The organism is Pseudomonas allokribbensis, from assembly GCF_014863605.1.
Classification (GTDB): Bacteria; Pseudomonadota; Gammaproteobacteria; order Pseudomonadales; family Pseudomonadaceae; genus Aquipseudomonas; species Aquipseudomonas allokribbensis.
The window spans coordinates 2,849,622-2,872,365 of record NZ_CP062252.1 but is presented as its reverse complement, the minus strand read 5'-3'; the positions used below and the strand labels follow the sequence as shown (position 1 = coordinate 2,872,365).

At 61.9% G+C, this 22,744-nt stretch carries 23 protein-coding genes and 1 pseudogene; 14 read left to right on the top strand and 10 right to left on the bottom strand.

Features of this window, described 5'->3' with window-relative positions:
- Positions 1–44: 44 nt before the first annotated feature.
- Positions 45–1,118, bottom strand: coding sequence for a C45 family autoproteolytic acyltransferase/hydrolase (locus IF199_RS13070; protein WP_192560662.1), 1,074 nt, complete (start codon positions 1,116–1,118; stop codon positions 45–47).
- 40 nt (positions 1,119–1,158) lie between these two features.
- Positions 1,159–2,886: an amidohydrolase gene (locus IF199_RS13065; RefSeq protein WP_192560661.1), complete on the bottom strand. Its 1,728-nt coding sequence runs from the start codon at positions 2,884–2,886 to the stop codon at positions 1,159–1,161.
- 105 nt (positions 2,887–2,991) lie between these two features.
- On the opposite strand from IF199_RS13065, the gene IF199_RS13060 reads away from it, so the two are divergent.
- Together IF199_RS13060 and IF199_RS13055 are read left to right on the top strand one after the other, a co-directional pair.
- Complete coding sequence (locus IF199_RS13060) at positions 2,992–3,897, top strand: LysR family transcriptional regulator (RefSeq protein ID WP_102621654.1); 906 nt, start codon at positions 2,992–2,994, stop codon at positions 3,895–3,897.
- Between the two features lie 82 nt (positions 3,898–3,979).
- Positions 3,980–4,954 carry a helix-turn-helix transcriptional regulator gene (locus IF199_RS13055; protein WP_102621655.1) on the top strand — a complete coding sequence of 325 codons (975 nt, stop codon included), beginning with the start codon at positions 3,980–3,982 and terminating at the stop codon, positions 4,952–4,954.
- 30 nt (positions 4,955–4,984) lie between these two features.
- Here IF199_RS13055 and IF199_RS13050 read toward each other — a convergent pair whose 3' ends face one another.
- Positions 4,985–6,895, bottom strand: coding sequence for a tyrosine-protein phosphatase (locus IF199_RS13050; RefSeq protein ID WP_192560660.1), 1,911 nt, complete (start codon positions 6,893–6,895; stop codon positions 4,985–4,987).
- Between the two features lie 214 nt (positions 6,896–7,109).
- On the opposite strand from IF199_RS13050, the gene IF199_RS13045 reads away from it, so the two are divergent.
- The gene (locus IF199_RS13045) at positions 7,110–7,379 is read left to right on the top strand and encodes a FecR/PupR family sigma factor regulator (protein WP_192560659.1); all 270 of its coding nucleotides are present in this window, start codon (positions 7,110–7,112) and stop codon (positions 7,377–7,379) included.
- Between the two features lie 39 nt (positions 7,380–7,418).
- Here IF199_RS13045 and IF199_RS13040 read toward each other — a convergent pair whose 3' ends face one another.
- The gene (locus IF199_RS13040; protein ID WP_192560658.1) at positions 7,419–8,324 is read right to left on the bottom strand and encodes a LysR family transcriptional regulator; all 906 of its coding nucleotides are present in this window, start codon (positions 8,322–8,324) and stop codon (positions 7,419–7,421) included.
- Between the two features lie 112 nt (positions 8,325–8,436).
- Here IF199_RS13040 and IF199_RS13035 point away from each other — a divergent pair, with 112 nt between their 5' ends.
- The 4 genes from IF199_RS13035 (at position 8,437) to IF199_RS13020 (ending at position 10,998) form a co-directional block, all read left to right on the top strand.
- Positions 8,437–9,273, top strand: coding sequence for an SDR family oxidoreductase (locus IF199_RS13035; RefSeq protein ID WP_192560657.1), 837 nt, complete (start codon positions 8,437–8,439; stop codon positions 9,271–9,273).
- 70 nt (positions 9,274–9,343) lie between these two features.
- Positions 9,344–9,850 carry a PaaI family thioesterase gene (locus IF199_RS13030; protein ID WP_192560656.1) on the top strand — a complete coding sequence of 169 codons (507 nt, stop codon included), beginning with the start codon at positions 9,344–9,346 and terminating at the stop codon, positions 9,848–9,850.
- A 17-nt stretch (positions 9,851–9,867) separates the two neighbouring features.
- Positions 9,868–10,230, top strand: coding sequence for a hypothetical protein (locus IF199_RS13025; RefSeq protein WP_192560655.1), 363 nt, complete (start codon positions 9,868–9,870; stop codon positions 10,228–10,230).
- 105 nt (positions 10,231–10,335) lie between these two features.
- Positions 10,336–10,998 carry a glutathione S-transferase family protein gene (locus IF199_RS13020; protein WP_192560654.1) on the top strand — a complete coding sequence of 221 codons (663 nt, stop codon included), beginning with the start codon at positions 10,336–10,338 and terminating at the stop codon, positions 10,996–10,998.
- Between the two features lie 9 nt (positions 10,999–11,007).
- Here IF199_RS13020 and IF199_RS13015 read toward each other — a convergent pair whose 3' ends face one another.
- Genes IF199_RS13015 through IF199_RS13000 form a run of 4 tightly spaced genes read right to left on the bottom strand, consistent with a single transcriptional unit; the run spans position 11,008 to position 15,243 of the window.
- Entirely contained in the window at positions 11,008–12,126 is a 1,119-nt protein-coding gene (locus IF199_RS13015) for an agmatine deiminase family protein (protein WP_096821660.1), read from the bottom strand.
- 47 nt (positions 12,127–12,173) lie between these two features.
- Positions 12,174–13,277, bottom strand: coding sequence for an extracellular solute-binding protein (locus tag IF199_RS13010; protein ID WP_102621663.1), 1,104 nt, complete (start codon positions 13,275–13,277; stop codon positions 12,174–12,176).
- 1 nt (position 13,278) lies between these two features.
- Positions 13,279–14,187 carry an N-carbamoylputrescine amidase gene (gene aguB, locus IF199_RS13005; RefSeq protein WP_192560653.1) on the bottom strand — a complete coding sequence of 303 codons (909 nt, stop codon included), beginning with the start codon at positions 14,185–14,187 and terminating at the stop codon, positions 13,279–13,281.
- A 3-nt stretch (positions 14,188–14,190) separates the two neighbouring features.
- Entirely contained in the window at positions 14,191–15,243 is a 1,053-nt protein-coding gene (locus IF199_RS13000) for an agmatine deiminase family protein (protein WP_192560652.1), read from the bottom strand.
- A gap of 137 nt (positions 15,244–15,380) precedes the next feature.
- On the opposite strand from IF199_RS13000, the gene IF199_RS12995 reads away from it, so the two are divergent.
- Positions 15,381–16,241 carry a LysR substrate-binding domain-containing protein gene (locus tag IF199_RS12995; protein WP_096821656.1) on the top strand — a complete coding sequence of 287 codons (861 nt, stop codon included), beginning with the start codon at positions 15,381–15,383 and terminating at the stop codon, positions 16,239–16,241.
- Here IF199_RS12995 and IF199_RS12990 read toward each other — a convergent pair.
- The gene (locus IF199_RS12990; RefSeq protein WP_192560651.1) at positions 16,204–17,145 is read right to left on the bottom strand and encodes a LysR family transcriptional regulator; all 942 of its coding nucleotides are present in this window, start codon (positions 17,143–17,145) and stop codon (positions 16,204–16,206) included. The genes IF199_RS12995 and IF199_RS12990 overlap by 38 nt on opposite strands.
- Positions 17,146–17,279: 134 nt before the next feature.
- Here IF199_RS12990 and IF199_RS12985 point away from each other — a divergent pair, with 134 nt between their 5' ends.
- The 6 genes and pseudogenes from IF199_RS12985 to leuD all read left to right on the top strand — a co-directional run bounded on the left by IF199_RS12985 (position 17,280) and on the right by leuD (position 21,658).
- Complete coding sequence (locus IF199_RS12985) at positions 17,280–17,684, top strand: RidA family protein (RefSeq protein WP_192560650.1); 405 nt, start codon at positions 17,280–17,282, stop codon at positions 17,682–17,684.
- Positions 17,685–17,762: 78 nt separating this feature from the next.
- Positions 17,763–18,320, top strand: a complete 558-nt coding sequence (locus tag IF199_RS12980) for a helix-turn-helix domain-containing protein (protein WP_096821653.1) — start codon at positions 17,763–17,765, stop codon at positions 18,318–18,320.
- Positions 18,321–18,405: 85 nt separating this feature from the next.
- Positions 18,406–18,963: pseudogene (locus tag IF199_RS30370) on the top strand (HD domain-containing protein); the annotation flags it as partial.
- Entirely contained in the window at positions 18,961–19,473 is a 513-nt protein-coding gene (locus tag IF199_RS30365) for a GNAT family N-acetyltransferase (RefSeq protein ID WP_244142481.1), read from the top strand. The pseudogene IF199_RS30370 and the gene IF199_RS30365, both read left to right, overlap by 3 nt.
- Before the next feature lie 151 nt (positions 19,474–19,624).
- Complete coding sequence (gene leuC / locus IF199_RS12970) at positions 19,625–21,046, top strand: 3-isopropylmalate dehydratase large subunit (protein WP_192560648.1); 1,422 nt, start codon at positions 19,625–19,627, stop codon at positions 21,044–21,046.
- Positions 21,047–21,049: 3 nt separating this feature from the next.
- Positions 21,050–21,658, top strand: a complete 609-nt coding sequence (leuD, locus tag IF199_RS12965; protein WP_192560647.1) for a 3-isopropylmalate dehydratase small subunit — start codon at positions 21,050–21,052, stop codon at positions 21,656–21,658.
- Between the two features lie 37 nt (positions 21,659–21,695).
- On the opposite strand, the gene IF199_RS12960 is transcribed toward leuD, so the two are convergent.
- Positions 21,696–22,613, bottom strand: a complete 918-nt coding sequence (locus IF199_RS12960; RefSeq protein ID WP_192560646.1) for a LysR substrate-binding domain-containing protein — start codon at positions 22,611–22,613, stop codon at positions 21,696–21,698.
- Between the last annotated feature and the right edge of the window lie 131 nt (positions 22,614–22,744).

Sequence of the window (22,744 nt, the reverse complement as noted above, 5' to 3'; positions counted from 1 at the left end):
GGTGCTCCTCTTGTTGTTGTTTTTCGGGGCGTTGCTTCAGGGTTTCAGAAACGCTGGTAACCGTTTCTGGCCAACTGTTTCGGGTTGCCGGCGGCGTATTCGAGGACGCCCAGTTCGGTGTCGATGCCAATGGTCAGCAAGGTTTCCCAACGCTCGGTGGCCGGCATGCTCAGATCGGGGCGGAAGCAGATCGGTGCTTCCTCGCCGGCCGCGCCGCACATGGCATCGGCCCGAAGTATCAGGTCGCCCTCGGTCATGCCGCTCAGCAAGGCGTTCACATGGTCGATGCGGGCGTAGGTGGTCGAGGCGTCCGGCGTGCGTTCGCCAGCGCTCAGGCTCGGATCGAGGAAATGGTTGGTGTGGGTGATCCAGCCTTCGGCGTTCGGCAACACCACGGCTGTGGCGGCTGGCGACAGCTCGATGCTGGCGGCACGAAGGGTCGAGTCGGCGCGGGAGAACACCGTCAACACCGTGGACGCGCTGACCCGCGCCGAACGCGCCAGTTCGATGGCCTCATCGACGCTGCGCGCCTGTTCCAGAATCCGTCGCGCAATCGCATGCACCGGTACACCGGCGGCGCCGTTGTCGCTGGCATGGTGAAGAATGTTGAAGTGCAGCCCGAGCCCGGCGCTGTTCACACCGATCTTGCCGAGCATGCCGAATTCGGTGAACAGCTTGACGGTCATCCCGGCGTCGGTGGTGAGTTGCAGGATCAAACCGTTGGGTACCAGCGTGTCGTGCCAGTCCCAGGTCTGAATCGTTTTTAGTGCCGCCGAGCCCTGGGGGGCGAAGACCGCCGTCGAGCATTCGCCTTCAGTCGAGGGCATAACGGCAAGGATTTCGGTACGGGCATTCAGGGCCGCAAGCTGCCACGCCGGCAGATCCGCGCCTTCGGCCATGGCGACGATTTCCTCGGCCAGTGCCGGGCTCCAGTCTTCCAGGGCTTTCAGGCTGGCGTCGCCGATGTCGCGTACTTGCTGCGACGGAATATCGAGTTGATCGAAAAAGTCGAGATACAGCGCAACGGTCTGGCGAATCTGCGCGCTGAAGGCGTCACCGATCTGGTGCCCACGGGTTTGCGGGTTATGGGTGTCTGTGACGAAGCAATGAAGGTTCACGAAAGGGTTTCCTTTTTTAGCGTTGTAATCGGAGTGCGGCTTACGGCTGGCGGCGATAGATTTCGCGGCCGGCGAAGAAAGTGTTGAGCACCTGGGTGTCGCGCAGGGCTTCGGCGGCGACCGTGAACACATCGCGGTCGAGCACGATCAGGTCGGCCTGCTTGCCGGGTTTGAGCGAGCCGATGCTGTCTTCAAGGCGCAGAACCTTGGCCGCATTCAGGGTGTAGGCCTGGAACATGGTCTGGCGGTCGATGTCTTCGGCGGCGTTGAGCACGCCTTTCGGGCCCTTGCGGCTGACGGCCTGGTAAATGGCTTTCCAAGGTTCCGGCGTGGTGATCGGCCAGTCGCTGGCACCGGCAATGGTGGCGCCCTGCTTGAGCAGCGAGCGCGCCGGATAGGTGTACATGAAGGCCATGGCGCTGACGTACGGCTTGACCAGATCCATGCTCGATTCATCGGCGCTGGCCCAGTACATCTGCATCGACGCGATGATGTTCAGCGCCTTGAACCGGGTGAATTCTTTCGGGTTGACCATCTGCAAATGAGTGATCGAATGAGCGATGCCGCTCTGGCGATCCTTGCGCGCCTGCTCGATGCCATTGAGTGATTCGCGCACCGCACGGTCGCCGATGGCGTGGATATGCACCAGCCAGCCACGGGCGTCGGCGGCGCTGACCAGTTCGCCAAAGTGCGCCGGATCGATCAGCAACTCGCCGGACTTCTTCGAGTTCTTGTAAGGCTCAAGCATGGCTGCGCTTTGCGCGGGGGATTCAGCCACTCCGTCGGCGAACACCTTGATGCCCGGCAGCGTCAGGTTGTGCACGCCGAGGAACTGCTGGCGCACCTTGTCCAGCTCATCGAGGTCGGCGGGTGTGGCTTTCGAATCGGCCATCAGCAACGCGGCGACGTGGGCGGTGAGTTCGCCGTGTTCCGAAAGCTTCTTGTACGTCGGCAGCACGCCCAGCGAGTCGTTTTTCACGTCGGCCCCGGGCAGTTCGTTGGCCAGCGGGTCCATCCACCCGGTAATGCCCAGACTCTTGTAGTAATCCAGCGCGGCGCGACCACCCGCCAGCAGCGCCTCATCGGTCGGCGGCGGCAACAAGGCCTGCACCGGATAGAGCCCGGCGTCCACCATAAAACCGTTCGGCTGTCCGTTTGGGTGATGACCGAGGGTGTCTTTCTCTTCGGGCTTGAGGGCCTGAATGCGCGCCGCATCGATGCCGGCGCGCTTGAGCATCGCCCGATTCGCCCAGCCGGTGTGCAGGTCCCAGCCCAGCAGCAACAAGGGCTGATCGGCCCACTCGCCCTGATTGAAACGTTTCTCCAGCGCGTCGGTCTGGTTCCAGTAGGTCGAGGGCAATCCGCCGACGCTGAGGAATTCGCCGCGCCGGGCCTTGCCGTCCTCGCGCCATTGGCGCAAGCGCGATTCCAGCTCATCGAGCGGTAGCATCTGCCCGTCGAGATTGGCCTGAAGCAGCTGCAAGCCGCCCTTGATGGTGTGGGAGTGAGAGTCGATGAAACCGGGCATCACCACTTTGCCGCCCAGATCGATCAGCCGGGTGTCGGCGGTCTTGAGGCGCAGCACCTGCGCATCCGAACCGACCGCCACCACCTTGTCGCCCTCGATGGCTACAGCCTGCTGCAACGGCTGGCCGGGTTCGGCGGTGTAGATCTTCGCGTTGTGCAGGATCAGGTCGGTGGCCGCCAGACTTTCCAGCGAGGCACAAGCCAGTGCGGACGACACCATCAGGGTCAGAAGCTGCTTCATGAGCGTTCTCGTTATTTTTGTTAGGCTGAGGCCAGATTAGCCAAGCCCGCCGGATAACTGAATGCCGTCTCACGCACAACTTCTGTGCCCATCAGGAATAGATCAATGGACAAAATGAGCGCCCTGACCATGTTCGTCGCCACCGCCGAACACGGTAATTTCAGCCGTGCCGCCGAGGTGCTCGGCAACACGCCGTCGGCCCTGACCAAGGCCGTGGCGCAACTGGAAGAAGAACTCGGCAGCCGCTTGTTCGATCGCACGACCCGGCGCATGGCGCTGACCGAGGCCGGGCGGATCTATCTGGAAGGGGCGCGTCAGGCGCTGTTGCAACTGCAACTGGCGAGCGAAGGCGTCGAACAGCTCAAGCACGAATTGCGCGGCGAGTTGCGTATCATCGCCCCGCCCTCCTTCGCCCCGGCCTTTCTCAATCAGGTGTGCTGTCGCTTCCTGAACGAGCACCCGCAGGTGAATCTCGAAGTGGATCTGAGCGACAACTACGACGACCCGGTCGATGGCAGCTACGACCTGGCGCTGCGTGACGGGCCGATCGACCTGCCGGGGGTGATCGCTCAACCGCTGGTGGAAAACCGCGTACAGCTCTGCGCCAGCCCGGCCTATCTGGCGCGCAAGGGCAGCGATGTGTCACTGGACAACTATCACCAGCACGACTGGCTGATCTTCCGTCATCCGTTGCTCAACCGGCATTTCTGGTGGGTCAAACAGGGCGAGCGACGCCTGCGCATGACCCAGCCGACGCCGCGCATCGCCAGCGACAATTACGATTTCCTGTTGGCCTGCCTGCTCGACGGCCAGGGCCTGCAATTTCTCCCGCAGTGGAGCGCCGCGCCGTATCTCGCCCGGGGCGAACTGGTGGAATTGATGCCCGAATACTGGCGTGAGCCCAGCGCTTTCGGACCGTGGATCTACGTGCTGTATCAGGCCCATCGGCGCAATACACGCAAGGTGAAGGTGTTTATCGACTTCCTGAAGGCGCACTGGCAAACGCCGTAATCCGTTTGTGTCATGTCGCTGTCACTCTCGGTTGCTAACGTCCTCGCGCCTCTTTGCCCCGACTGCCAAGGTGACCCTCCCGGTGTACTCAAGCCCGACGCGCCAGACCATCATCCTCAGATCCGCCGATATGTCCTGCGACGACTTCGGCGCGTTGTTTTCCCGCATGTTCGGAAATCGTTATGGCGACACACCGCCACCGCCCAAGGACATCATCATCGGCGGCGTGTACGGCCGGCACGACGGGGTCAGTTTCCGGCGCATGCATTACCGGGGCGATTTCACCGTGGCGTTCCCCGAACCCTACGATGAAATCACTTTCGTGATTCCCACTGCCGGCCGGATCATCTTCAACGACTCGGCCGAATCCCTGGGCCTGCCGCACATCGGGCTGGCCATCGACAAGGCGGACCTGCGTTCAATGCGTTTCGTCGACAATCACGCCCAGCACGGCATGTCGATCAGCCGCGCAGCGCTCACCGAACGGCTGTCGTCGCTGCTGGGCCGACCGATCGTGCACAAGCTGCATTTCGAGCCGAGGGTGGATCTGAACAGCCCGGCGTTTCAGGGCATTCGCGCGCTGATCGATCTGGCCACCGGCACCGAGTTCGATCTGTTGTTGAACGCCGGTTCCTTGATGCCGTCGCGCCTGCGGGAAATGCTGGTGGACGCGGTGCTGGAAGCCTGGCCGCACAACTTCAGCGAAGCCTTGCGCCGCCCCGAGGCATCGATTGCACCTCGACATGTGAAGCAGGCCATCGAATACATTCAGGCGCATCCCGAGCAACTGGTCAGCGGGACGGATCTGGCAGGACTGGTGAACGTCAGCCTGCGGGCCTTGCAGGAAGGCTTCCGGCGGTTCGTCGGGACGTCGATTGTCGCGTATCAGCGCCAGGTCAGGCTGGAGCGGGCCTGCGAAGCGCTGAAGCACGGCCAATCGTCTTCGGTGACCGATGTGGCCCTGCAATACGGATTCAGCAACGTCGGCCGGTTCTGCCAGTATTTTCAGGATGCCTACGGCGTGAGCCCCGCAGAAATGCGAAAAGGACTGCGCTGAGGCAGTCCTTTTTCTTCACCTTCAGGTTGATCAGAACTGATAACTGGCCTTGAGCCCACCGCTGAAGCCGTGGCTGTCGCCCCCACCGCTGGCACCGACTTCGGCCCCCAGGCTCAGGGCGCCGAGGTTGGCCATCAGGTTGACGCCGCCGCTGAACTGATCGCGATTGTCGAACGCCGCGCGTTGTTCGATATCCAGCCCCAGCAGGTGCCCTTCGCTGTCGACCTGATGATCGCCGAGCACACGCTCATAACCGACCCGCACGCCCGGCACCAGTTGCCACGCGCCCATGGGCATCGGGGCAAACGAGACGTCGAGATTGGCCACGGCGCTGCGCCGGGTTTGCTGGATGCCATCAACGTCGAGGGCCAGTTCGCTGCCCTTCTCCTGGAAGCCCGACAGATCCAGACGACTGACGCGCAGGCCGAGGCTTGGCTCCAGAATCACACTGTTCACTGGCATGCGATAACCCAGCGCCAGCGTCGCGCCGCTGAGGTTGCCGTGGGTGTCGCCCTTCGCCGAGCCGAGGCCACCGCCGAGGTCGCGTTTGCTGTCGTAGTCGACGTAACCGGCGCTGATGTTGGCATCGACAAACAGGCCTCGTTCCAGGCTCGTGAAGCCATAACGCGCGCCAAGGTCGAAGAAGGTGAAATCGGTATCGGCCTCGCCACCCGCCCCGCCAACTGTGCCTTTGCTGTAACCGATGCCGCCGCGCGCGCTGAGTTGCTCGGAGAAGCGTTGGGTGATGCCGACCATCAGGCCCTGACTGTGTTCATTGCTGCTTTGGGCATGGGCCGAACCGTCGGTGCCCAGGTAGCCGGCGAGCGCGGTACTCCACAACCGGTACTGGCCGACTTTCAGGTCGGTACCACTGGCAAACGGCGCAGCGGCCTGCTCGATCATTGCGTTCTGACGCAGCAGATAACTCGCCGCATCGGCGTGCACCTGGCCGCCCACGGTGGATTCGACGCCGCCAAGGGTGCCGGCGTCGATGGCCGATTGCAGGTAGTAGTTGTAGGCGCTGTAGGTGCCCGACAGTTTGCTGTTCTGCAACTCCTGCAACAGTTGCGCGCCAGCCGCGGCGTTGCCGATCAGCCCTGCCTGACCGGGCAGACTGTTGTACTCGACCATTTTGCCGCGCAGCACGTAAATGGTTTCCTGAGACAGACCCAACCCCTGTTTGAGGTAGTTGTCCATGCTGCCGTATTGCGCGGTCACCTGATCCAGGCCGGCTTGCAGGTAACTCGCCTCCACGCCCAGCAGCGGCGCGTAGATCGCGGCCATGCTCGGCGGCATCATCGCCAGGGTCTTGGCCACACGGGTGGCGGTGTAATCGTTGGTCGCCAGGTAGTTGCTCATGATCGTGGCGTTGTCGACCCCGGCGATGCTTTGCAGCACGGCCGCCGTCCAGCCGGTGCGGTCCTTGCCGGCGGTGCAATGGAACAGCGCGGCACCGTCGACGCCGGCCAGTTCGTTGAACAACACATTGAGCTGACCACGCATGCCGGCGTCGCTGACAAACGCACGGTTGGTCTCCTGCATCATCGCAACCGCATCGGCCGCGCTTTTGAACGAGACGGTGGTGATGTTCGCACCCGAGGTGGTGGCGCCGATGATGTCGATGTTCTGGTAGGTCGCGCCGCTGATCATCGTGTCCGGCGTGCCAGCGATTTCGCTGGGCGTACGCAAGTCATAAACGGCCTTGATGCCCAGACCGTTGAGGATCGCCAGGTCCGACGCCGTCGGCGTCAGCGCGTTGGAGCGGTAGAACACACCGGCGCGCATCGTGCCGTCGTGGGTCGTCGAGTAGGCCGTGGTGATACCGGCGATATCGCGGAAGTTGTCGATGCCCTTCAGGCGCGGGGTATCAAGGTCGGCCGCGTGGGCGGCGGCGATGGACAGACTCAACACGGACAGCGAACACAGAAGACGTGGAAACACGATGCAGCCTCATTGGAAACCGGTTGGGCTGCCCACTATCTACAACGCAATGTGACTGAATATGGCAAATCTTCGAAAAGCGTAAATGGTGGCGCGATCTGTCCGGCGGGTGCGCGTTCTGTCCGCGACGCGGACTAAATCCTCACCGTGCTTTGACGTTTTTTTTGCAAGACGCCACGTAAATTGCTCGCTTCGGCCATCCTGGGAACCGTCAATGAACGACGCAGACGAAGAAATCCTGACGCAAGCGGCGCACTGGTGCCTGCGTTTGCAAGACGATACCTGCACGCCTGACGAGCGCCTGGAATTCCAGCAATGGATTCAGACCGACCCGCGCCACGCCTTCGAATACGCGAAGATGCTCGAGGTCTGGGAGCTCAGCGATCAACTGCCGGACGAGCGCGACAAGTCGAAAAAGCGCAAGGCCACAACCCTGCCCTGCAGCTTCGAAGAGTTTCAACGCAACCTGGCGCAACGTAGCTGATGCGCCGCGATACGCCGGGGTTGTTGATCTGACGCAAAGCTACGACACACCCTGGCTCGCCCAGTCCCGCACGGCCTGAGCGAACAACCGCAGCGCGGTGGGCGGATGACGGTTGGCCGGGTAATACAGACATAGCCCGGAATAATTCGGGCTCCATTGCTCCAGCAAACGGACCAACCATCCGGCCTGCAGAGCCTCCGCCACCAGTGACTGCGGCACCCAGGCGATTCCCGCACCGGCCAGCGCGGCCTCGACCATCAGGTTGAGGTTGTCCATCGTCAACTGACCTTCCACATCCAGGCTGACGCTTTGTTCGCCCTGTTTGAATTCCCAGCGAAACAGACCACCACCGGTGAAGCGAAAGCGAATGCAGCGATGGGCCTTGAGATCCTGCGGCACCTGTGGCGCCGGATGCTGTTGAAGGTAGTCCGGCGAGGCCACGGCAGCGAAACACACGTCAGGCCCGAAGCGAATGGCGATCATGTCGCGTGGCACGTCATCGATCAGCCGGATGCCGGCATCAAAACCGTCGCCGACAATGTCTTGCAGCGCAGCGTCGGCCACGAACTCGATGTGGATGTTCGGATAACGGGCAATGAACTCAGGAACCACGTGGCGAATCAGCGGCCGGATCGATGACTCTGAAGCGCTGATGCGGATCGAACCTGAGGGACTGATCCGGGCAGATGTGACCTCGTTGACCACGTTCGCCAGGTCATTCATCAACGGTCGAACCCCGTTGAGCAACTGCTCCCCCGCCTCGGTCAGCGACACCGAGCGCGTCGTGCGGTTGAACAGGCGCATTTCCAGGCGCGCCTCCAGATTGCGCATCGAATGGCTGAGCGCCGACGAAGACACTCCCAACACCCGCGCTGCACCACTGAAACTGCGCTGTTCGGCAATGGCGATGAAGGCGGTAAGGCCCGGCAGATCTGCGCGCAACATTGATGAAAATCCCTCACTAAGGCATGCAGCCAACCCTATATTGTTGAGCAATCAGCAGCAATATAGAGTCGTTCACCTCGTCGGGAATCCGGCTCTCACGTGAGATGAACCCATGAACAATTCAGCGAAAGTAATCGTGGTGATCGGTGCGGGCGCCATCGGCCAGGCGATTGCCCGGCGCGTCAGTGCCGGCAAGCATGTAGTGCTGGCCGATATCAAGCAGGAAAACGCCGACGCAGCAGCAAAGGTCTTGCTCGATGCAGGTTTCGACGTGACCACCACCGTGGTGGACGTCGCCTCTCGCGCCTCGGTGCAAGCGCTGGTCCGGACCGCTACCGCCCTCGGTGACATCAGCGGGGTGATTCATGCGGCCGGGGTCTCGCCCTCGCAAGCGTCAGCCGCAACCATTTTGCGCGTCGACCTGTACGGCACGGCCGTCGTACTGGAGGAATTCGGCCAGGTCATCGCTGCCGGCGGTTCGGCCATCGTGATTGCCTCGCAATCCGGTCACCGCTTGCCGGCGCTGAGCGCTGAACAGAACAAGGCGCTGGCCACGACACCGACCGAGGAACTGCTGGCGTTGCCGACGCTGTCGGCCGAGCGCATCAGCGACCCGTTGCATGCTTATCAAGTATCCAAACGCGGCAACTCGCTGCGGGTCATAGCAGAGGCCGTGCGTTGGGGTAAACGGGGTGCACGGGTCAATACGATCAGCCCGGGCATCATCTTCACGCCACTGGCCCGGGATGAGTTGAGCGGCCCGCGCGGTGAAGGCTACCGGCGCATGATCGAACGCAGCGCCGCCGGGCGTGGCGGCACACCGGATGAAGTGGCGGCCGTCGGCGCATTGCTCATGGGACCCGAGGGCACGTTCATCACCGGCAGCGACTTCCTCATGGATGGTGGTGTCACGGCGGCTTACTGGTATGGGGATCTGGCGCCGGACTAAATCACGCTTCATCCTTTATTCAGGGTTAGAATCCGCCCGGTTCGGCTAACAGTTTAAGGATGACCCCGGCATGTCCACCCTCGACACTTCCCTGCAAGACACCGCCGCCCCCGACGGCGTCTGCTTCGGCTGCGGCAGCAGCAACCCGCACGGCTTGCACATCAAGAGTTTCTGGCACGAGGACGGCGTGCACGTCATGACCGAACACATCCCGGAAGCCAAATACTGCGGCTGGCCGGAGCTGGTCTACGGCGGCCTGATCGCGATGCTGGTGGACTGCCATTCCAACTGGACCGCAATGGCCTACCACTACCGCGCGGAAAGCCGCGAAGCGGAAAGCCTGCCGCGCATCAACTGCGTCACCGGCAACCTCGGCATCAAGTTCATCAAACCGACACCGATGGGCGTGCCGCTGACGTTGAAGGCGAAAGTCGAGGGTGAAGTCGGGCGCAAGAGCCGGGTGATCTGCGAGGTGTATGCCGGGGAGGTGCTGACGGCGGTGGGTGATTCGGTGTTTGTTCGGGTGGATACCGAACAACTGGCGGCGGCCGCTCATGGGCGCAATGAAGACCAATGAGTAGCCGAGCAAAAAACATGGCGCTGATTGTCGTCATCAGCCTGATGGTGGTTGGCGGCCTGAATTGGCTGATGAACGAATCCTGGCTGATCGCCACGCAAGCAAGCGGCAAAGATGCTTTCTCGTATCTGATAATCGAGATTTTGCAGGCGGTGGCCATCCACTCGGTGGCAGTGGCATTCATCCCGCTGCTGTTGGCGTTCTTTAGACAGACACTCGCCAGTTATGTCGTGCTGATACTGATGCTGTCGCTCTACATGCTGCTCATTACCGGCCTCAATGCGGTCGGCCCGGCCGTGGCCGGACTCATGATCGCAGCGGTGGCTTACGCGGTGTTCACAAAATCGGTCAACCTGATCCGGTACTTTCGCGCGAAGTGACCCGATTCAGCGTTCGGGGCTGCTGGTGGAAATCAAATGCATGGCCGTGCGCAGGCGCGCTATACCTGTGTAGTGCTTTTCACCACCAACGCGAGGCGTTGAACCATGGACTTGACCCTCTATTACCATCCGTTGTCGTCCTACTGCCACAAGGTGTTGATCGCCCTTTACGAACACGGCACCGCGTTCGACAAACGTGTCATCGACCTTTCCAGTGAAGCCGAGCGCGCTGAGCTGCGGGCTCTGTGGCCGCTGGTCAAATTCCCGGTGCTGCATGATCGTGCCCGCCAGCGCAGCGTGCCGGAGTCGAGCGTGATCATCGAGTATCTGGATCACTACCATGCCGGAGCCGGTCGGCTGATCCCCGACGATTGGGACACGGCCCTGCAAGTTCGCCTCTGGGACCGGTTTTTCGACAACTACGTGATGACGCCGATGTCGCAGATTGTCGCCGACCGCATCCACGACCGACACGGCGACCTGACCAGCCAGCGCACCCTGCTGAACACCGCGTACGGCATGCTCGAACGTCAGTTGGCGACCCGTCAGTGGATCGCCAGCCCGGACTTCAGCATGGCCGATTGCTCCGCGAGCCCGGCCCTGTTTTACGCCAACACGCTGGTGCCGTTCCCCGGCGACCATGGCCACTTGAATGCCTATTTCGAGCGGCTGGTTCAGCGCCCCGCTTTCAAACAGGTCCTTGAAGAAGCCAAACCGTGGTTTGACTTCTATCCCTTTGCCGAGGCGATTCCCCCACGGTTTCGCTGAACGCGGCCCTTACGCCGGCTGGTGACTGGTCACGCAGTGAATCCCGCCACCACCGGCCGCGATGGCGTCGATGTTGATCTGCACCACGTCGCGGTTCGGGTAGAGCTGCTTGAGCAGGTCGAAGGCCTTCTTGTCGGCGTCCTTGTCGCCGAACTCCGGGGCGATGACCGCGCCGTTGATGACGAAGTAGTTGATGTAACCGGCCGCGAAGTCGTCGTTGTTCTTGTTGAATTTGGTCTTGCGTGGTTTCAGCGGTGGCGACACGGTGTGGATCTGCAACGGACGACCGTCGGCATCGGTGGCCTTTTTCAGGATTTCCAGGTGCGCCAGCGTGACCTTGTTGTCGTAGGATTTCGGGTCGGTGTCGAGGTTGGCGATGACCACGCCAGGCTTGACGAAGCGTGCGTAGAAATCGACGTGAGCGTCAGTGATGTCCTTGTCCTTGATGCCCGGCAGCCAGATGATTTTGCGCAGGCCCAGCCGTGCCTTCAGTTCCGCCTCGACGTCAGCCTTGCTCCAGCCGGGGTTGCGGTTGCTGTTGACCCAGCAGCTTTCGGTCATGATCCCGGTGCCGTGGCCATCGACCTCAATGCCGCCGCCCTCGCCCACCAGTTCGCTGCGGATGTAGGTCGCTTGTGCGTCTTGCGCCACTCGTTGGGCGATTTTCGCGTCTTTGGAGTGCTGCTGCTTGTTGCCCCAGCCGCTGAAATTGAAGTCCACCGCGCCGAGGCCGCTTTTGTCATCGATGACGAAGTTGGCGCTGATGTCACGCATCCAGATGTCGTCGAGGTTGGCGATCTGGTAGGTGATGTTGGAGGTGCCGCAAATCTCTTCGGCCAGGCTGCGTTCGCCGCTGCGGCAGTAAATGGTCAGCGGCTCGTAACGTGCGATGGCGCGGGCGATCCGGCCCAGCGCTTCCTGGACGTCTTCGGTGAAATCTTCCCAGATCGCGTCCTGCGCGCCGAACGCCATGTAGGCGCGTTCGTGTTTGTCGCCCTCGTCGGGCATGAACCAGCGACCTTCGCTGGCCGCCAGCACCCGCGCCGGGGACAGGCCGAGGCCCATGACGGCAGCGCCTACGCCGGCGGCGACTGAAACCTGTTTGATGAACTCGCGACGAGTCGGCATGTGTACGTTCCTGTGGTGTAAGGGGCCGCCGAAGCGGCCCGGAAAAATCACTTTGCAGTGGCGGTCTTGAACTTGGTCCAGGTGCGCATGCGGGCACGCATATCGGCCTGGGGAATGTCCTTGCCCGGTATCAGACGAGCATAGGTCGCTTCGTCGAGGTAGATGTCCGGGTTGTTGCGCATGGCCTCATCCACGTTTGGCCGGGCCTTGGCGTTGGAGGTCGGGTAACCGGTGAAATTGCTGATCGCGGCCATGTTCTCCGGGCGCATCACGAAGTTGATGAACGCGTAGGCGTACTCCGGGTGTTTGGCATCGACCGGAATGGCCATGGTGTCCATCCACACCGTGGTGCCCTCGCGGGGAACGCGGTACTGGAAGCGGGTCTGTTTGCCGGCACTGTCCGAGGTGCGCTGGGCCTGGGTCATGTCACCGCTGTAGCCGAGGGACAGGCACAGGTTGCCGTTGACCAGATCGGTCACCGGTTGCGACTGGAACTTGCGGATGTGCGGCCGCAGCTTCATCAACAAGTCACTGGCTGCCGCCAGATCCGCAGGTTTGGCGCTGCGCGGATCGCGGCCCAGGTAATTGAGCACCACGGCCAGCACTTCGTCCGGTGAGTCGATCATCGAGATTCCGCAATCGGCAAACTTGGCGGCCAGTTCCGGTTTGAACAGCATGTCCAGGCTATTGACCGGGGCGTCGGCCATGCGCTGCTTGATCTGCTCGGCGTTGTAGGTCAGGCCGATGGTGCCCCAGGTATACGGCACCGTGGCCTTGTTCGAATGCTCGTAATGACTGCGCAGCTTTTGCAGGCCCGGCTCGATGTCGTTCATCGCCGTGACCTTCGAAGGATCCAGCGGCAACAGGCTGCCGGCGCGCATCAGCCGTTCGGCCACGGTGTCGCCGGGGAAGATCAAGTCATAGCCGCTGCCACCGGAGAGCATCTTCGCTTCCAGGGTTTCGCTGCCGTCCATCACGTCGTAGATCACCTTGATCCCGGTTTCGGCGGTGAACTTTGTCAGCGTGTCTTCAGCGAAATAATCCGCCCAGTTGTACAGCCGCAATGTCTTGTCTTCGGCGTGCACGGCCGGCATCAAACCGGCCAGCGCCAGGCCCAGAGCGCCCAGCAACCACTTGTGTGAAGTAGGCATATCAGACTCCTTGAGGGTTCCAGCGGGCGTGAAGGTGACGGCCGTCCTGGCTCAACAAGGCGCCGTACATTTCCGGGCGACGGTCGCGGTAGATGCCCCAGCTCAGGCGCTCTTCACGCATGGCTGCCAGATCGAGGCTTTGCACCAGAACGCCGGTGCTGGCGCGATCGGCTTCGGCGAGCATTTTTCCCTTGTGGTTGCAGATGAACGACGAGCCGTAGAAATTCATTTGCAGCGTCGCATCGGTACCCGCCACTTCGCGGCCAACGCGGTTGGAAGCGATCACCGGCAGCAGGTTGGCAGCAGCGTGGCCACGCATGGTCATCTGCCAATGGTCGCGCGAATCCAGATCCGCGCAGCCCGGTTCCGAGCCGATGGCGGTCGGGAACAGCAGCACTTCAGCGCCCATCAAGGCCAGGCAGCGGGCGGTTTCCGGGAACCACTGATCCCAGCAGATGCCCAAGCCGAGGCGGCCGAACGCGGTGTCCCAGACTTTGAAACCGGAGTCGCCGGGACTGAAATATTCCTTCTCCTGATAGCCGATGGCGTTGGGAATGTGGGTCTTGCGGTACACACCCAGCAAACGCCCGTCGGCATCGGCCACGCTCAGGGAGTTGAAGTAGGCATTGCCGGCCTTCTCGTACCAGCTCAGCGGCAGCACCACGCCGAGCTCACGGGCCAGCGCGGCGAAGCGCGACAGCACCTGACTGTCGCGAAACTCCTCGGCCAGCGCCATGTGATGGTGGCTCTGTTCGATGCAGAAATACGGCGTGGCGAACAACTCCTGCAACAGGATCACTTGTGCGCCCTGTGCGGCCGCTTCACGCACCAACTGCTCGGCGCGATCGAGGTTACTTTTCAGATCCCAGGTGCACGGCATCTGGGTAGTAGCGACTTTCAGCATCGTCATCGATCAACCCTCCACCGGCCAGGCTGGCTGTTGCTGGGTGATGCAGTGCACACCGCCGCCGCCATGGGCCAGATGATTGATCTGCACCGGCACCACTTCACGTCCCGGGAACGCCTTGGCCAGGGTTTCTGCCGCGACATGGTCGGCCTCGATGCCGTACGCCGGCATGATGATCGCGCCGTTGGCGATGTAGAAGTTGGTGTACGAGGCGCAGAACACTTCGGCTTCGGTGTCCACCGCATCGGTGGCTTCATACAGCTCGATCAGCTCGAATTTGCGGCCCTGGGCGTCGGTGGCCAGTTCCAGTGCGCGACGGTTTTCCCGCACCACTTCGGCGTACACCGAGCTGCGATCATGGGTGGCGTCCACCAGCAACACACCAGGGCGAGCGAAGGCACAGACGCCATCGACGTGGCCGTCGGTCATATCGCCGGTGACGTAATCCGGATCGCCCGGCAGCCAGATGGTTTTCTTCACGCCGAGCAGACGGCTGAAGATCTCTTCCATCTCGGCTTTGCTAACGCCGGGGTTGCGGTTGGGGTTGAGCAGCACCGATTCGGTGGTGATCAACGTGCCCTCGCCGTCCACGTGGATCGCGCCGCCCTCGTTGCTCAGCGCCGTGCCGAAGCACTCGCCGCCCAGGTGATTGAGCACGCGGCGGGCCAGGCTTTCGTCCAGGTCGTGGGCCGACTTGCCGCCCCACGCGTTGAAGCGCCAGCTCACCCCGGCCAGACCTTGCTCCGGATGAACCACGAAACTTGGGCCGGAGTCGCGGCACCAGCTGTCGTTGACTGCCAGCGGAATCAGTTCGATGTTCGGTCCGCACAAGGTTTTGGCACGGGCGATGGCCGACGGATCGACAACCATTTTCACCGGTTCGAACCGGGCGATGGCGTTGGCGACGCGAGCGAAATCTTCCTGCACCAACGGCAAGGTCACGCCCCAGCCCGACTCCCACAGGGCCTGATTGTGTGGCCAGACCATCCAGGTCGCGGCGTGCGTTACCCACTCTGCCGGCATCATCCAACCGCTGTTGTTGTTTTTGTTCTGCTGCATGGTAAAAAGCCCTTTGAGTTAAGCCATTGTGTTCAATGAAAACAGCCTTGGCGGCGTTGACGTGCATGCTAATGGCGGCCTTACGGGCAAACAAACGATGGATTTAGCGGAAAACTGATTAGAGGAACTTATCGATCATGCTGAAACACTGGCCACCCCTCAGCTCGTTGCGCGGCTTCGAAGCGGCCGCGCGGCTGGGCAGTTTTCACAAAGCCGCCGAGGAACTGAGCCTCACGCAATCGGCCATCAGCCAGCAGATTCGCAGCCTTGAGGCATACCTGGAGCAGCCGCTGTTTTTCCGCAGCGGACGCAGCGTCAGCCTGACCGACGCCGGCCACGATCTGCTCAGCACCACTCAGGCGATGCTGCAGCAACTGTCGGTCGGGATTCGGCGGCTGGGGCAATACCAGAAACCCAATCAACTGGTGCTCAACACCACGCCGGCGTTTGCCCGGCACTGGTTGCTGCCACGGCTGGGGGATTTCCGCCGCCAGCACCCGAATGTGGACCTGTGGATTTTCAGCACCGACGAAGTGCCGGAGATGGCGACCCAGACCATCGATCTGGCGGTGCGCGACGACATCAGCTCCCAGGCCGAATGCAGCTTCAAAGTGCTGCACGCGGATCGACTCTATCCGGCGTGCCATCCAAGTCTGCTGGCGGTTCCGCCTGCACAGCGCACCACCCTGCACGGCGAGCGAGAAATGGACTGGAGCCATTGGGCGGTGGAATCCGGGATCGACGTCGGCCAGCAGGATCAGGGCCTGAATTTCTCCGATCCGGGTTTGCTACTGGACGCGGCGTGCGGCGGGCTCGGCATCGCGCTGGTCAGCCAGTTGCTCAGCCGCAAGGCCCGGGCCGACGGGCTGTTGCAGCCCTTGGTGGACGACACCATTCGCGGCCCGAACTGGGCACTGCTGACCCACCGCGACAGCGAGAGCGATCCGATGGCGCGCAGTTTTACCGAGTGGTTGCTGGCGAACCTGAGCGATCCATGACCGGTGCGTGGCGGGCCATTACCTCGGCGATCCAGTCGATGAACACCCGCAGCTTGCGGCTGATGTGGCGGTTCGGCGGGTAGGCGACATAGAGCGGCATCGGATCGAGGCGCCAGTCTTCGAACAGCGGCACCAGATTACCGCTCGCCTCGTGAGCCTTGGACATGTACTTGGGCAGCCACAACACGCCCAGCCCCGCGAGGCCCGCCGACAGGTAGGCATTGCCGTCATCGACGGCAAGCACATGGCGGCCCTTGATCTGCAGATCTTCGTGTTCGTTGTGCAGGGCGTAAGGTACGGGTTTGCCGGTGCGCGCCCAGAGGAAACCGACTACCCGATGATGGCTGTCTTCCAGTTCTCGGGGATGCGCCGGGGTGCCGGCACGGGCCAGATAGCTCGGCGCGGCATACACGCCAAGTTGAAGATCCGCCACTTTCCGGGCCATCAGTGACTGATCCCGCAGCTCGCCCCCGCGCACCACGCAATCGACGTTCTCATCGATGATGTCGACGATTCGGTCACTGACGCCCATGTCGATCTGGATCTCCGGATAGCGCGCGCAAAACTCGGGCAGCGCCGGCACCAGAATCAGATTGGCCAAGGGGCTCGGCACATCGACCCGCAAGCGTCCCTTGGGCTGCGCCGCCGCGCCGGGAAGGCTGGTTTCGGCATCGTCCATATCGGCTAGCAACTTGATCACCCGCTCGTAATAGGCTGCGCCGTCCGCCGTGGCGTTGACCTTGCGCGTGGTGCGGTTGAGCAACTTGACCCGCAGGCGTGCCTCCAGCTGCTGCACCAGATGGGTCACGGTGGTCTTGCTCATGTGCAGGGTTTCGGCGGCTTTGGTGAAACTCCCCGCCTCCACCACCCGGGCGAAGGCTTGCATCGCGTCAAAACGGTCCATAGCCAACCTCTAATAGCGGCTCGATTGTTTGGGATTTACAAACAGTGATCGCCAAGGTTGCGCGTTTATCGCGAAGAGGCAAGTCCCTAGAGTTTCTCCATCGCAGGTTTTCAACCCATTGAAGGAGACACTCCATGACCAACACCCAGCCAAAACGTGACGTGGTTTTCCCGCCCGGACGCCATGCCCTCTACGAGCGCAATCGCTATTCGCCGGCCGTACGCTCCAACGGTTTTCTGTTTGTCTCCGGCCAGGTCGGCAGTCTTGAGGACGGCTCGCCCGAGCCAGATCTGAAACAACAGGTGCGCCTGGCCTTCACCAACCTGAATGCGATTCTCGGCGCGGCCGGCGGCAGCTTCGACGACGTGGTGGACGTGACCGTGTTCATGGTCGACCCGCAATCAACTTTCGAAACCATCTGGGAAGTGGTGCCCGAGTTCTGGGGCGAGGCGCCGCATCCAACCATTACGGCGGTCGGCGTGACGTGGCTGTATGGCTTTCAGTTCGAGATCAAGGTGATCGCCAGGCTGTCGGAATGACCTGATATCGCGTCGATTTGCAGCACAGGCCGACAGTCTTCAGACTGTCGGCCCGCCTTCCTTTTGCGATCCATCGCCATGCCCGACACATTGTTGAAGCCCAGTCTGCCCGGCATCGCCCTGCGCCGCTGGCGAGTGCTGCATCGCGTCAAGCAGAGCCACGCCGCCGAGTTGTTCAAGGTCACCCAGTCGACGATTTCCCGCTGGGAAAGCGGCATGCAGGCAATGGACCCGGAGGCGCACAGGCAACTCGAGACTTTGCTCGCAGCACGACTCGACAGCGCGGCCGATCAGGCCCTCGCACGACTGGTTACGGACAGTGCACGCCCGGTTCACCTGGTCTGCGATCTGACCCATCGCCTGCTGGCCTGCTCCCCGGCCCGCGCCGCGCAGTTCAGCAGTCCGCTGAGCGATCTGCTGGGGCAATCGCTGTGGCGCTTTGCGACGGCGCAAATCCAGCACAAGGAGTCCTTGCTGGATGACGCTGGCTGGCGAGAAGTCCAGGCGCCACCAGCACTGGAATTCGTCACCGGCCACAATGATTCAACCCTTGTCCCCATCCGCGAAAGTCTTTGCCGCTGGACGCGGATCGCACTTTCGGACGGCACCGCCGCACGGCTGGTGGAAACGCTGTAGGCCGCGTGCCGCATATTTTATGCGTGGACGATGATCGAGGCCGGGCCTAGGCTTTGAGCCCTGCTCTCTTTATCCCGGCCACCGTATGAACCTCGAAAAAATCAAGGGACGCCTCGACTTTCTGCGCGAAGCAGAACGGCTCAAGGACGTCCTCAGAAGCGCCCACACCTCCTCCGGTCGCAACGAAAGCACCGCCGAACACAGCTGGCGCCTGTGCCTGATGGCGATCTTGTTCGCCGATGACCTGGCCGGGCTCGACGTGCTGAAAGTCCTGAAAATGTGCGTCATCCACGACCTCGGCGAAGCCATCAACGGTGATATCCCGGCGGTCAACAAAGCCGACTTCCCCGACAAAGGTGAACAGGAGCGCAACGACTTGCTGCTGCTCACCCGTTCCCTGGACGACGCGCTGAGAAACGAAATCCTCGTGCTCTGGGACGACTACGAAAACGCCCGTTCTCCCGAAGCCAAAGCGGTGAAGGCGCTGGACAAGCTGGAAACACTTTTACAACACACTCAAGGCAAGAATCCGCCAGACTTCGACTATGGCTTCAACCTGGCCTACGGCAAGCAATACACCAACGCCGATCCGCTGTTCGAAACTCTTCGAACCCTGATCGACCGGGATACCCGAGAACGCATGAATACAAATATCACCCTCCGCAACGAACGCCCCGAAGACATCGACGCCATCGCCCGAATCACCGAGGCCGCGTTCCAGCACGAAGAACACTCCAGCCACACCGAACAATTCATCGTCAACGCCTTGCGCCGCGCCGGTCAGCTCAGCGTTTCGCTGGTGGCCGTCGAGAACGACACGGTGGTCGGCCATGTCGCCATTTCACCTGTGACGATTTCCTCCGGCACACAAGACTGGTATGGCCTGGGCCCGATCTCCGTGTGCCCGACCCGCCAGCAGCAAGGCATCGGCTCGGCGCTGATGAAAGCCTCGCTGGCGGAGTTGCAGCGCATTGGCGGGGTTGGCTGCGTGGTGCTTGGCGATCCGGGCTACTACGGCCGCTTCGGCTTCAAGGCCCATGCAGGTCTGGAGTTGCCGGGGATTCCGGCGGAGTACTTTCAGGCGTTGGCGTTTGGCGGGGAATTGCCGGTCGGTGTCGTGAAGTATCACGAGGCTTTCGACGCTACCGCGTAATCATTCGCTGCCGCTCAAAGCGGCAGCGAGCACTTTCAATTGCTCACAATGCGTGTTCAACGGCTTCACCAAAGCGCTCTTGATGCCGTTTCGGCGATCAATATTCTGTCAGTAGCCGTTTTTTTGCCCCTGACAGAAAAGAGCCAACGCCATGCCCAGCCCGAGAACCCTGTACCAGAAACACATCGACAGTCACACGGTCTGCACCCTCGACGATCAGGGCCACGTGCTGCTTTACATCGACCGCCAGGTCGCCAACGAATACACCAGCCCGCAAGCTTTCAGCGGTTTGCGCGACGCCGGGCGCAAGGTCTGGCGCCCGGCTGCCACGCTGGCGGTGGTCGATCATGTGAACCCTACAGCGCCGACCCGCACTGCGACCATGCCCGACGCGGGCGGTGCGCGGCAGGTGTCGTATTTCGAAGAGAACTGCCGCGACTTCGGCATCGAGCTGTTCGACGTGCTGGACAAGCGCCAGGGCATCGAACACGTCGTGGCACCGGAACAAGGCTTCATTCTGCCGGGCATGGTGGTGGCGGCCGGTGACAGCCACACCACCACCTACGGCGCGCTGGGTGCGTTCGGTTTCGGCATCGGCACTTCGGAAATCGAACACCTGCTGGCGACGCAAACCCTGGTCTACAAACGCCTGAAAACCTTGCGCGTAACGGTCAATGGCGAGCTCGGTGCGGGCGTCACGTCGAAAGACATCATCATGGCCCTGATCGAAAAGATCGGCGCTTCGGGGGCCACCGGTTATGCGATTGAATTCACTGGCCCGGCGATCAGCGACCTCAGCGTCGAAGCGCGCATGACCATCTGCAACATGGCCGTGGAGGCTGGCGCCCGTGGTGCGTTCATGGCGCCGGACGACAAGGTCTTCGCCTATCTGCAACTCAAGCCGCGCACGCCCAAAGGGGAAATCTGGGAACAGGCCGTCGAGCGCTGGAAAACCCTGCACAGCGATCATGGCGCGGTGTTCGATCGTGAAGTCAGCCTAGATGTCACCGCGCTGGAACCGATGGTCACCTGGGGCACCAGCCCGGATCAGGCCGCCCCGATTGGCGGACGAGTGCCGGACCCGGCCGGCCAGCCCGACCCGATTCTGCGTCAGGGCCTGCAACGCGCCCTCGATTACATGGGCCTGACACCCGGCACGCCGCTGAACGAAGTGGTGATCAGCCACGCCTTCATCGGCTCCTGCACCAATGCGCGGATCGAAGATTTGCGTGACGTGGCCCGCGTGGTGCGCGGCAAGCGAGTCGCGGCTCACGTGCGGGCGATGATCGTGCCCGGCTCGACGCGGGTACGCGATCAGGCCGAAGACGAAGGGCTGGCGCAGATCTTTCTCGATGCCGGTTTCGAGTGGCGGCAATCAGGCTGCTCGATGTGCCTGGCGATGAACGACGACGTACTGGCAACCGGTGATCGCTGCGCATCGAGCACCAACCGCAACTTCGAAGGCCGCCAGGGCGCGGGTGCGCGCACGCACTTGATGAGCCCGGCAATGGTCGCGGCAGCCGCCATCACCGGACATTTGACTGACGTTCGCGCCTTCGCGCCGGGAGTTTGAGCCATGCAACCTTTCACCATCATCAGCGGCAGTGCCGCGCCGTTCCTCGCGTCCAACATCGACACTGATGTGATCATGCCCAAGCAGTTCCTCAAGGGCATTGATCGTCAGGGGCTGGATCGAGGGCTGTTTTTCGATCTGCGCTTTCTAGCCTCCGGTGAACCCGACCCTGACTTCGTGCTCAACCAACCGGCCTGGCAGGACGCGGCGTTTCTGGTGACGGGCCCCAATTTCGGCTGCGGTTCCAGCCGGGAACACGCGGTGTGGGGCTTGAAGCAGGTCGGGATCCGGGCGCTGATCGGCACCACGTTTGCCGGGATTTTCTATGACAACTGTCAGCGCAACGGCGTGCTGGCGATTCAACTCGATGCAGAGCAGTTCAAACAGGTCGCCGACGTCATCAGCGTTCCGGCGACCGCGCACATCCGCGTGAACCTGCCCGAGCAAACCATCGAGTTGGCGGACGGCACATTGATCGCTTTCGAGATTGATGAACTGCGCAAACAGTCACTGTTGCTGGGGCTGGACGCCATTGGCACAACGCTGCAACGCACCGAGCAGATTCGCGCTTTTGAAGCGCGGCATCTCGCGGAAAATCCCTGGTTGGGCTGAAAACAAAAAACCGGGTGGTTCACTGAACCACCCGGTTTCATTCAACCGACAAGTCGCGGAAATACTCTTCGAGAAATTCCACACACACCCGCAATTTGGCCGACTCGCTGAGCCGTGTCGGGTACACCGCCCAGACGTTGGCGCTCTGGGTGTAATCCTCCAACACCTGCACCAGCCGCCCTTGTTCGAGCATCGGTTTGACGTCCCACATCGAGCGCAACAGAATCCCGCCGCCGCTCAAGGCCCACTCCATCACGATTTCGCCACTGTTGGAGGACAACGGGCCGCTGACCCGCACCGATTCTTCTTGCCCGTCGCGGGTCAGGTTCCAGATGCCGAATGAATTGTTGCGCTCCTTGAGCACCAGGCAATCGTGATCCTTCAGGTCCTCGAGCGATTGCGGCGTACCCCGGCGTTCGAGGTACTCCGGCGTGGCGCACAGCACTCGCCGGTTGCTGACCAGTTTGCGCGCCAGGTGCTGGCCCGGCAGGTCATCGCCGACGAGGATTTCCAGATCGAAGCCCTCGCCCACCAGATCGACCACGCGATCGAATACGTCCAGGCGAATGTCGAGCTTCGGGCACGTTCGGGACAGTTCACTGATCGCCGGCGCGACGTGATTGCGGCCGAAACCGAAGCTGCTGCAAATGTGCAGCGAACCCGCCGGCTGGTGCCGGGCCTGGGCAATCTCGCCGAGAAAGTCATCGAAATCACCCAGCAGTTTTTCCGCCCAGATCCGCACTCGTTCACCATCGTCGGTCAGCGCAATGCGCCGGGTCGTGCGGTGCAGCAACTTTGTCGAGAGCGTGGTTTCGAGCACCGCGATGCGCTTGCTGACGTAGGCCGGCGAATAGCCCAATTCATAGGCGGCGCTGGCGAAGCTGTTCTTGCGGATGACGGTGAGGAAAACCTTGAGGTCTTCAGGCAAGGGAAATTGGTCACGATTCGTGTTCATAGGCCGTTTTTTTCCACTATTTATCTCGCAATCGACGAAGGATAGCAGCGGCCATGACCGTTCGGCGCTTTTTCTGGCAGCCCCGTACAAACGGGGCTAGGGTTGCGTGGCTGGCGATATGCTGGCCATTT

What these genes read in the sequence shown, in the direction of transcription:
- IF199_RS13065 (WP_192560661.1), bottom strand. Translation starts at nt 2,886, where the DNA reads ATGAAGCAGCTTCTGACCCTGATGGTGTCGTCCGCACTGGCTTGTGCC.
- IF199_RS13060 (WP_102621654.1), top strand. Translation starts at nt 2,992, where the DNA reads ATGGACAAAATGAGCGCCCTGACCATGTTCGTCGCCACCGCCGAACAC.
- IF199_RS13045 (WP_192560659.1), top strand. Translation starts at nt 7,110, where the DNA reads ATGAACGACGCAGACGAAGAAATCCTGACGCAAGCGGCGCACTGGTGC.
- IF199_RS13040 (WP_192560658.1), bottom strand. Translation starts at nt 8,324, where the DNA reads ATGTTGCGCGCAGATCTGCCGGGCCTTACCGCCTTCATCGCCATTGCC.
- IF199_RS13035 (WP_192560657.1), top strand. Translation starts at nt 8,437, where the DNA reads ATGAACAATTCAGCGAAAGTAATCGTGGTGATCGGTGCGGGCGCCATC.
- IF199_RS13030 (WP_192560656.1), top strand. Translation starts at nt 9,344, where the DNA reads ATGTCCACCCTCGACACTTCCCTGCAAGACACCGCCGCCCCCGACGGC.
- IF199_RS13025 (WP_192560655.1), top strand. Translation starts at nt 9,868, where the DNA reads ATGGCGCTGATTGTCGTCATCAGCCTGATGGTGGTTGGCGGCCTGAAT.
- IF199_RS13020 (WP_192560654.1), top strand. Translation starts at nt 10,336, where the DNA reads ATGGACTTGACCCTCTATTACCATCCGTTGTCGTCCTACTGCCACAAG.
- IF199_RS13015 (WP_096821660.1), bottom strand. Translation starts at nt 12,126, where the DNA reads ATGCCGACTCGTCGCGAGTTCATCAAACAGGTTTCAGTCGCCGCCGGC.
- IF199_RS13010 (WP_102621663.1), bottom strand. Translation starts at nt 13,277, where the DNA reads ATGCCTACTTCACACAAGTGGTTGCTGGGCGCTCTGGGCCTGGCGCTG.
- aguB (WP_192560653.1), bottom strand. Translation starts at nt 14,187, where the DNA reads ATGACGATGCTGAAAGTCGCTACTACCCAGATGCCGTGCACCTGGGAT.
- IF199_RS13000 (WP_192560652.1), bottom strand. Translation starts at nt 15,243, where the DNA reads ATGCAGCAGAACAAAAACAACAACAGCGGTTGGATGATGCCGGCAGAG.
- IF199_RS12995 (WP_096821656.1), top strand. Translation starts at nt 15,381, where the DNA reads ATGCTGAAACACTGGCCACCCCTCAGCTCGTTGCGCGGCTTCGAAGCG.
- IF199_RS12990 (WP_192560651.1), bottom strand. Translation starts at nt 17,145, where the DNA reads ATGGACCGTTTTGACGCGATGCAAGCCTTCGCCCGGGTGGTGGAGGCG.
- IF199_RS12985 (WP_192560650.1), top strand. Translation starts at nt 17,280, where the DNA reads ATGACCAACACCCAGCCAAAACGTGACGTGGTTTTCCCGCCCGGACGC.
- IF199_RS12980 (WP_096821653.1), top strand. Translation starts at nt 17,763, where the DNA reads ATGCCCGACACATTGTTGAAGCCCAGTCTGCCCGGCATCGCCCTGCGC.
- IF199_RS30365 (WP_244142481.1), top strand. Translation starts at nt 18,961, where the DNA reads ATGAATACAAATATCACCCTCCGCAACGAACGCCCCGAAGACATCGAC.
- leuC (WP_192560648.1), top strand. Translation starts at nt 19,625, where the DNA reads ATGCCCAGCCCGAGAACCCTGTACCAGAAACACATCGACAGTCACACG.
- leuD (WP_192560647.1), top strand. Translation starts at nt 21,050, where the DNA reads ATGCAACCTTTCACCATCATCAGCGGCAGTGCCGCGCCGTTCCTCGCG.
- IF199_RS12960 (WP_192560646.1), bottom strand. Translation starts at nt 22,613, where the DNA reads ATGAACACGAATCGTGACCAATTTCCCTTGCCTGAAGACCTCAAGGTT.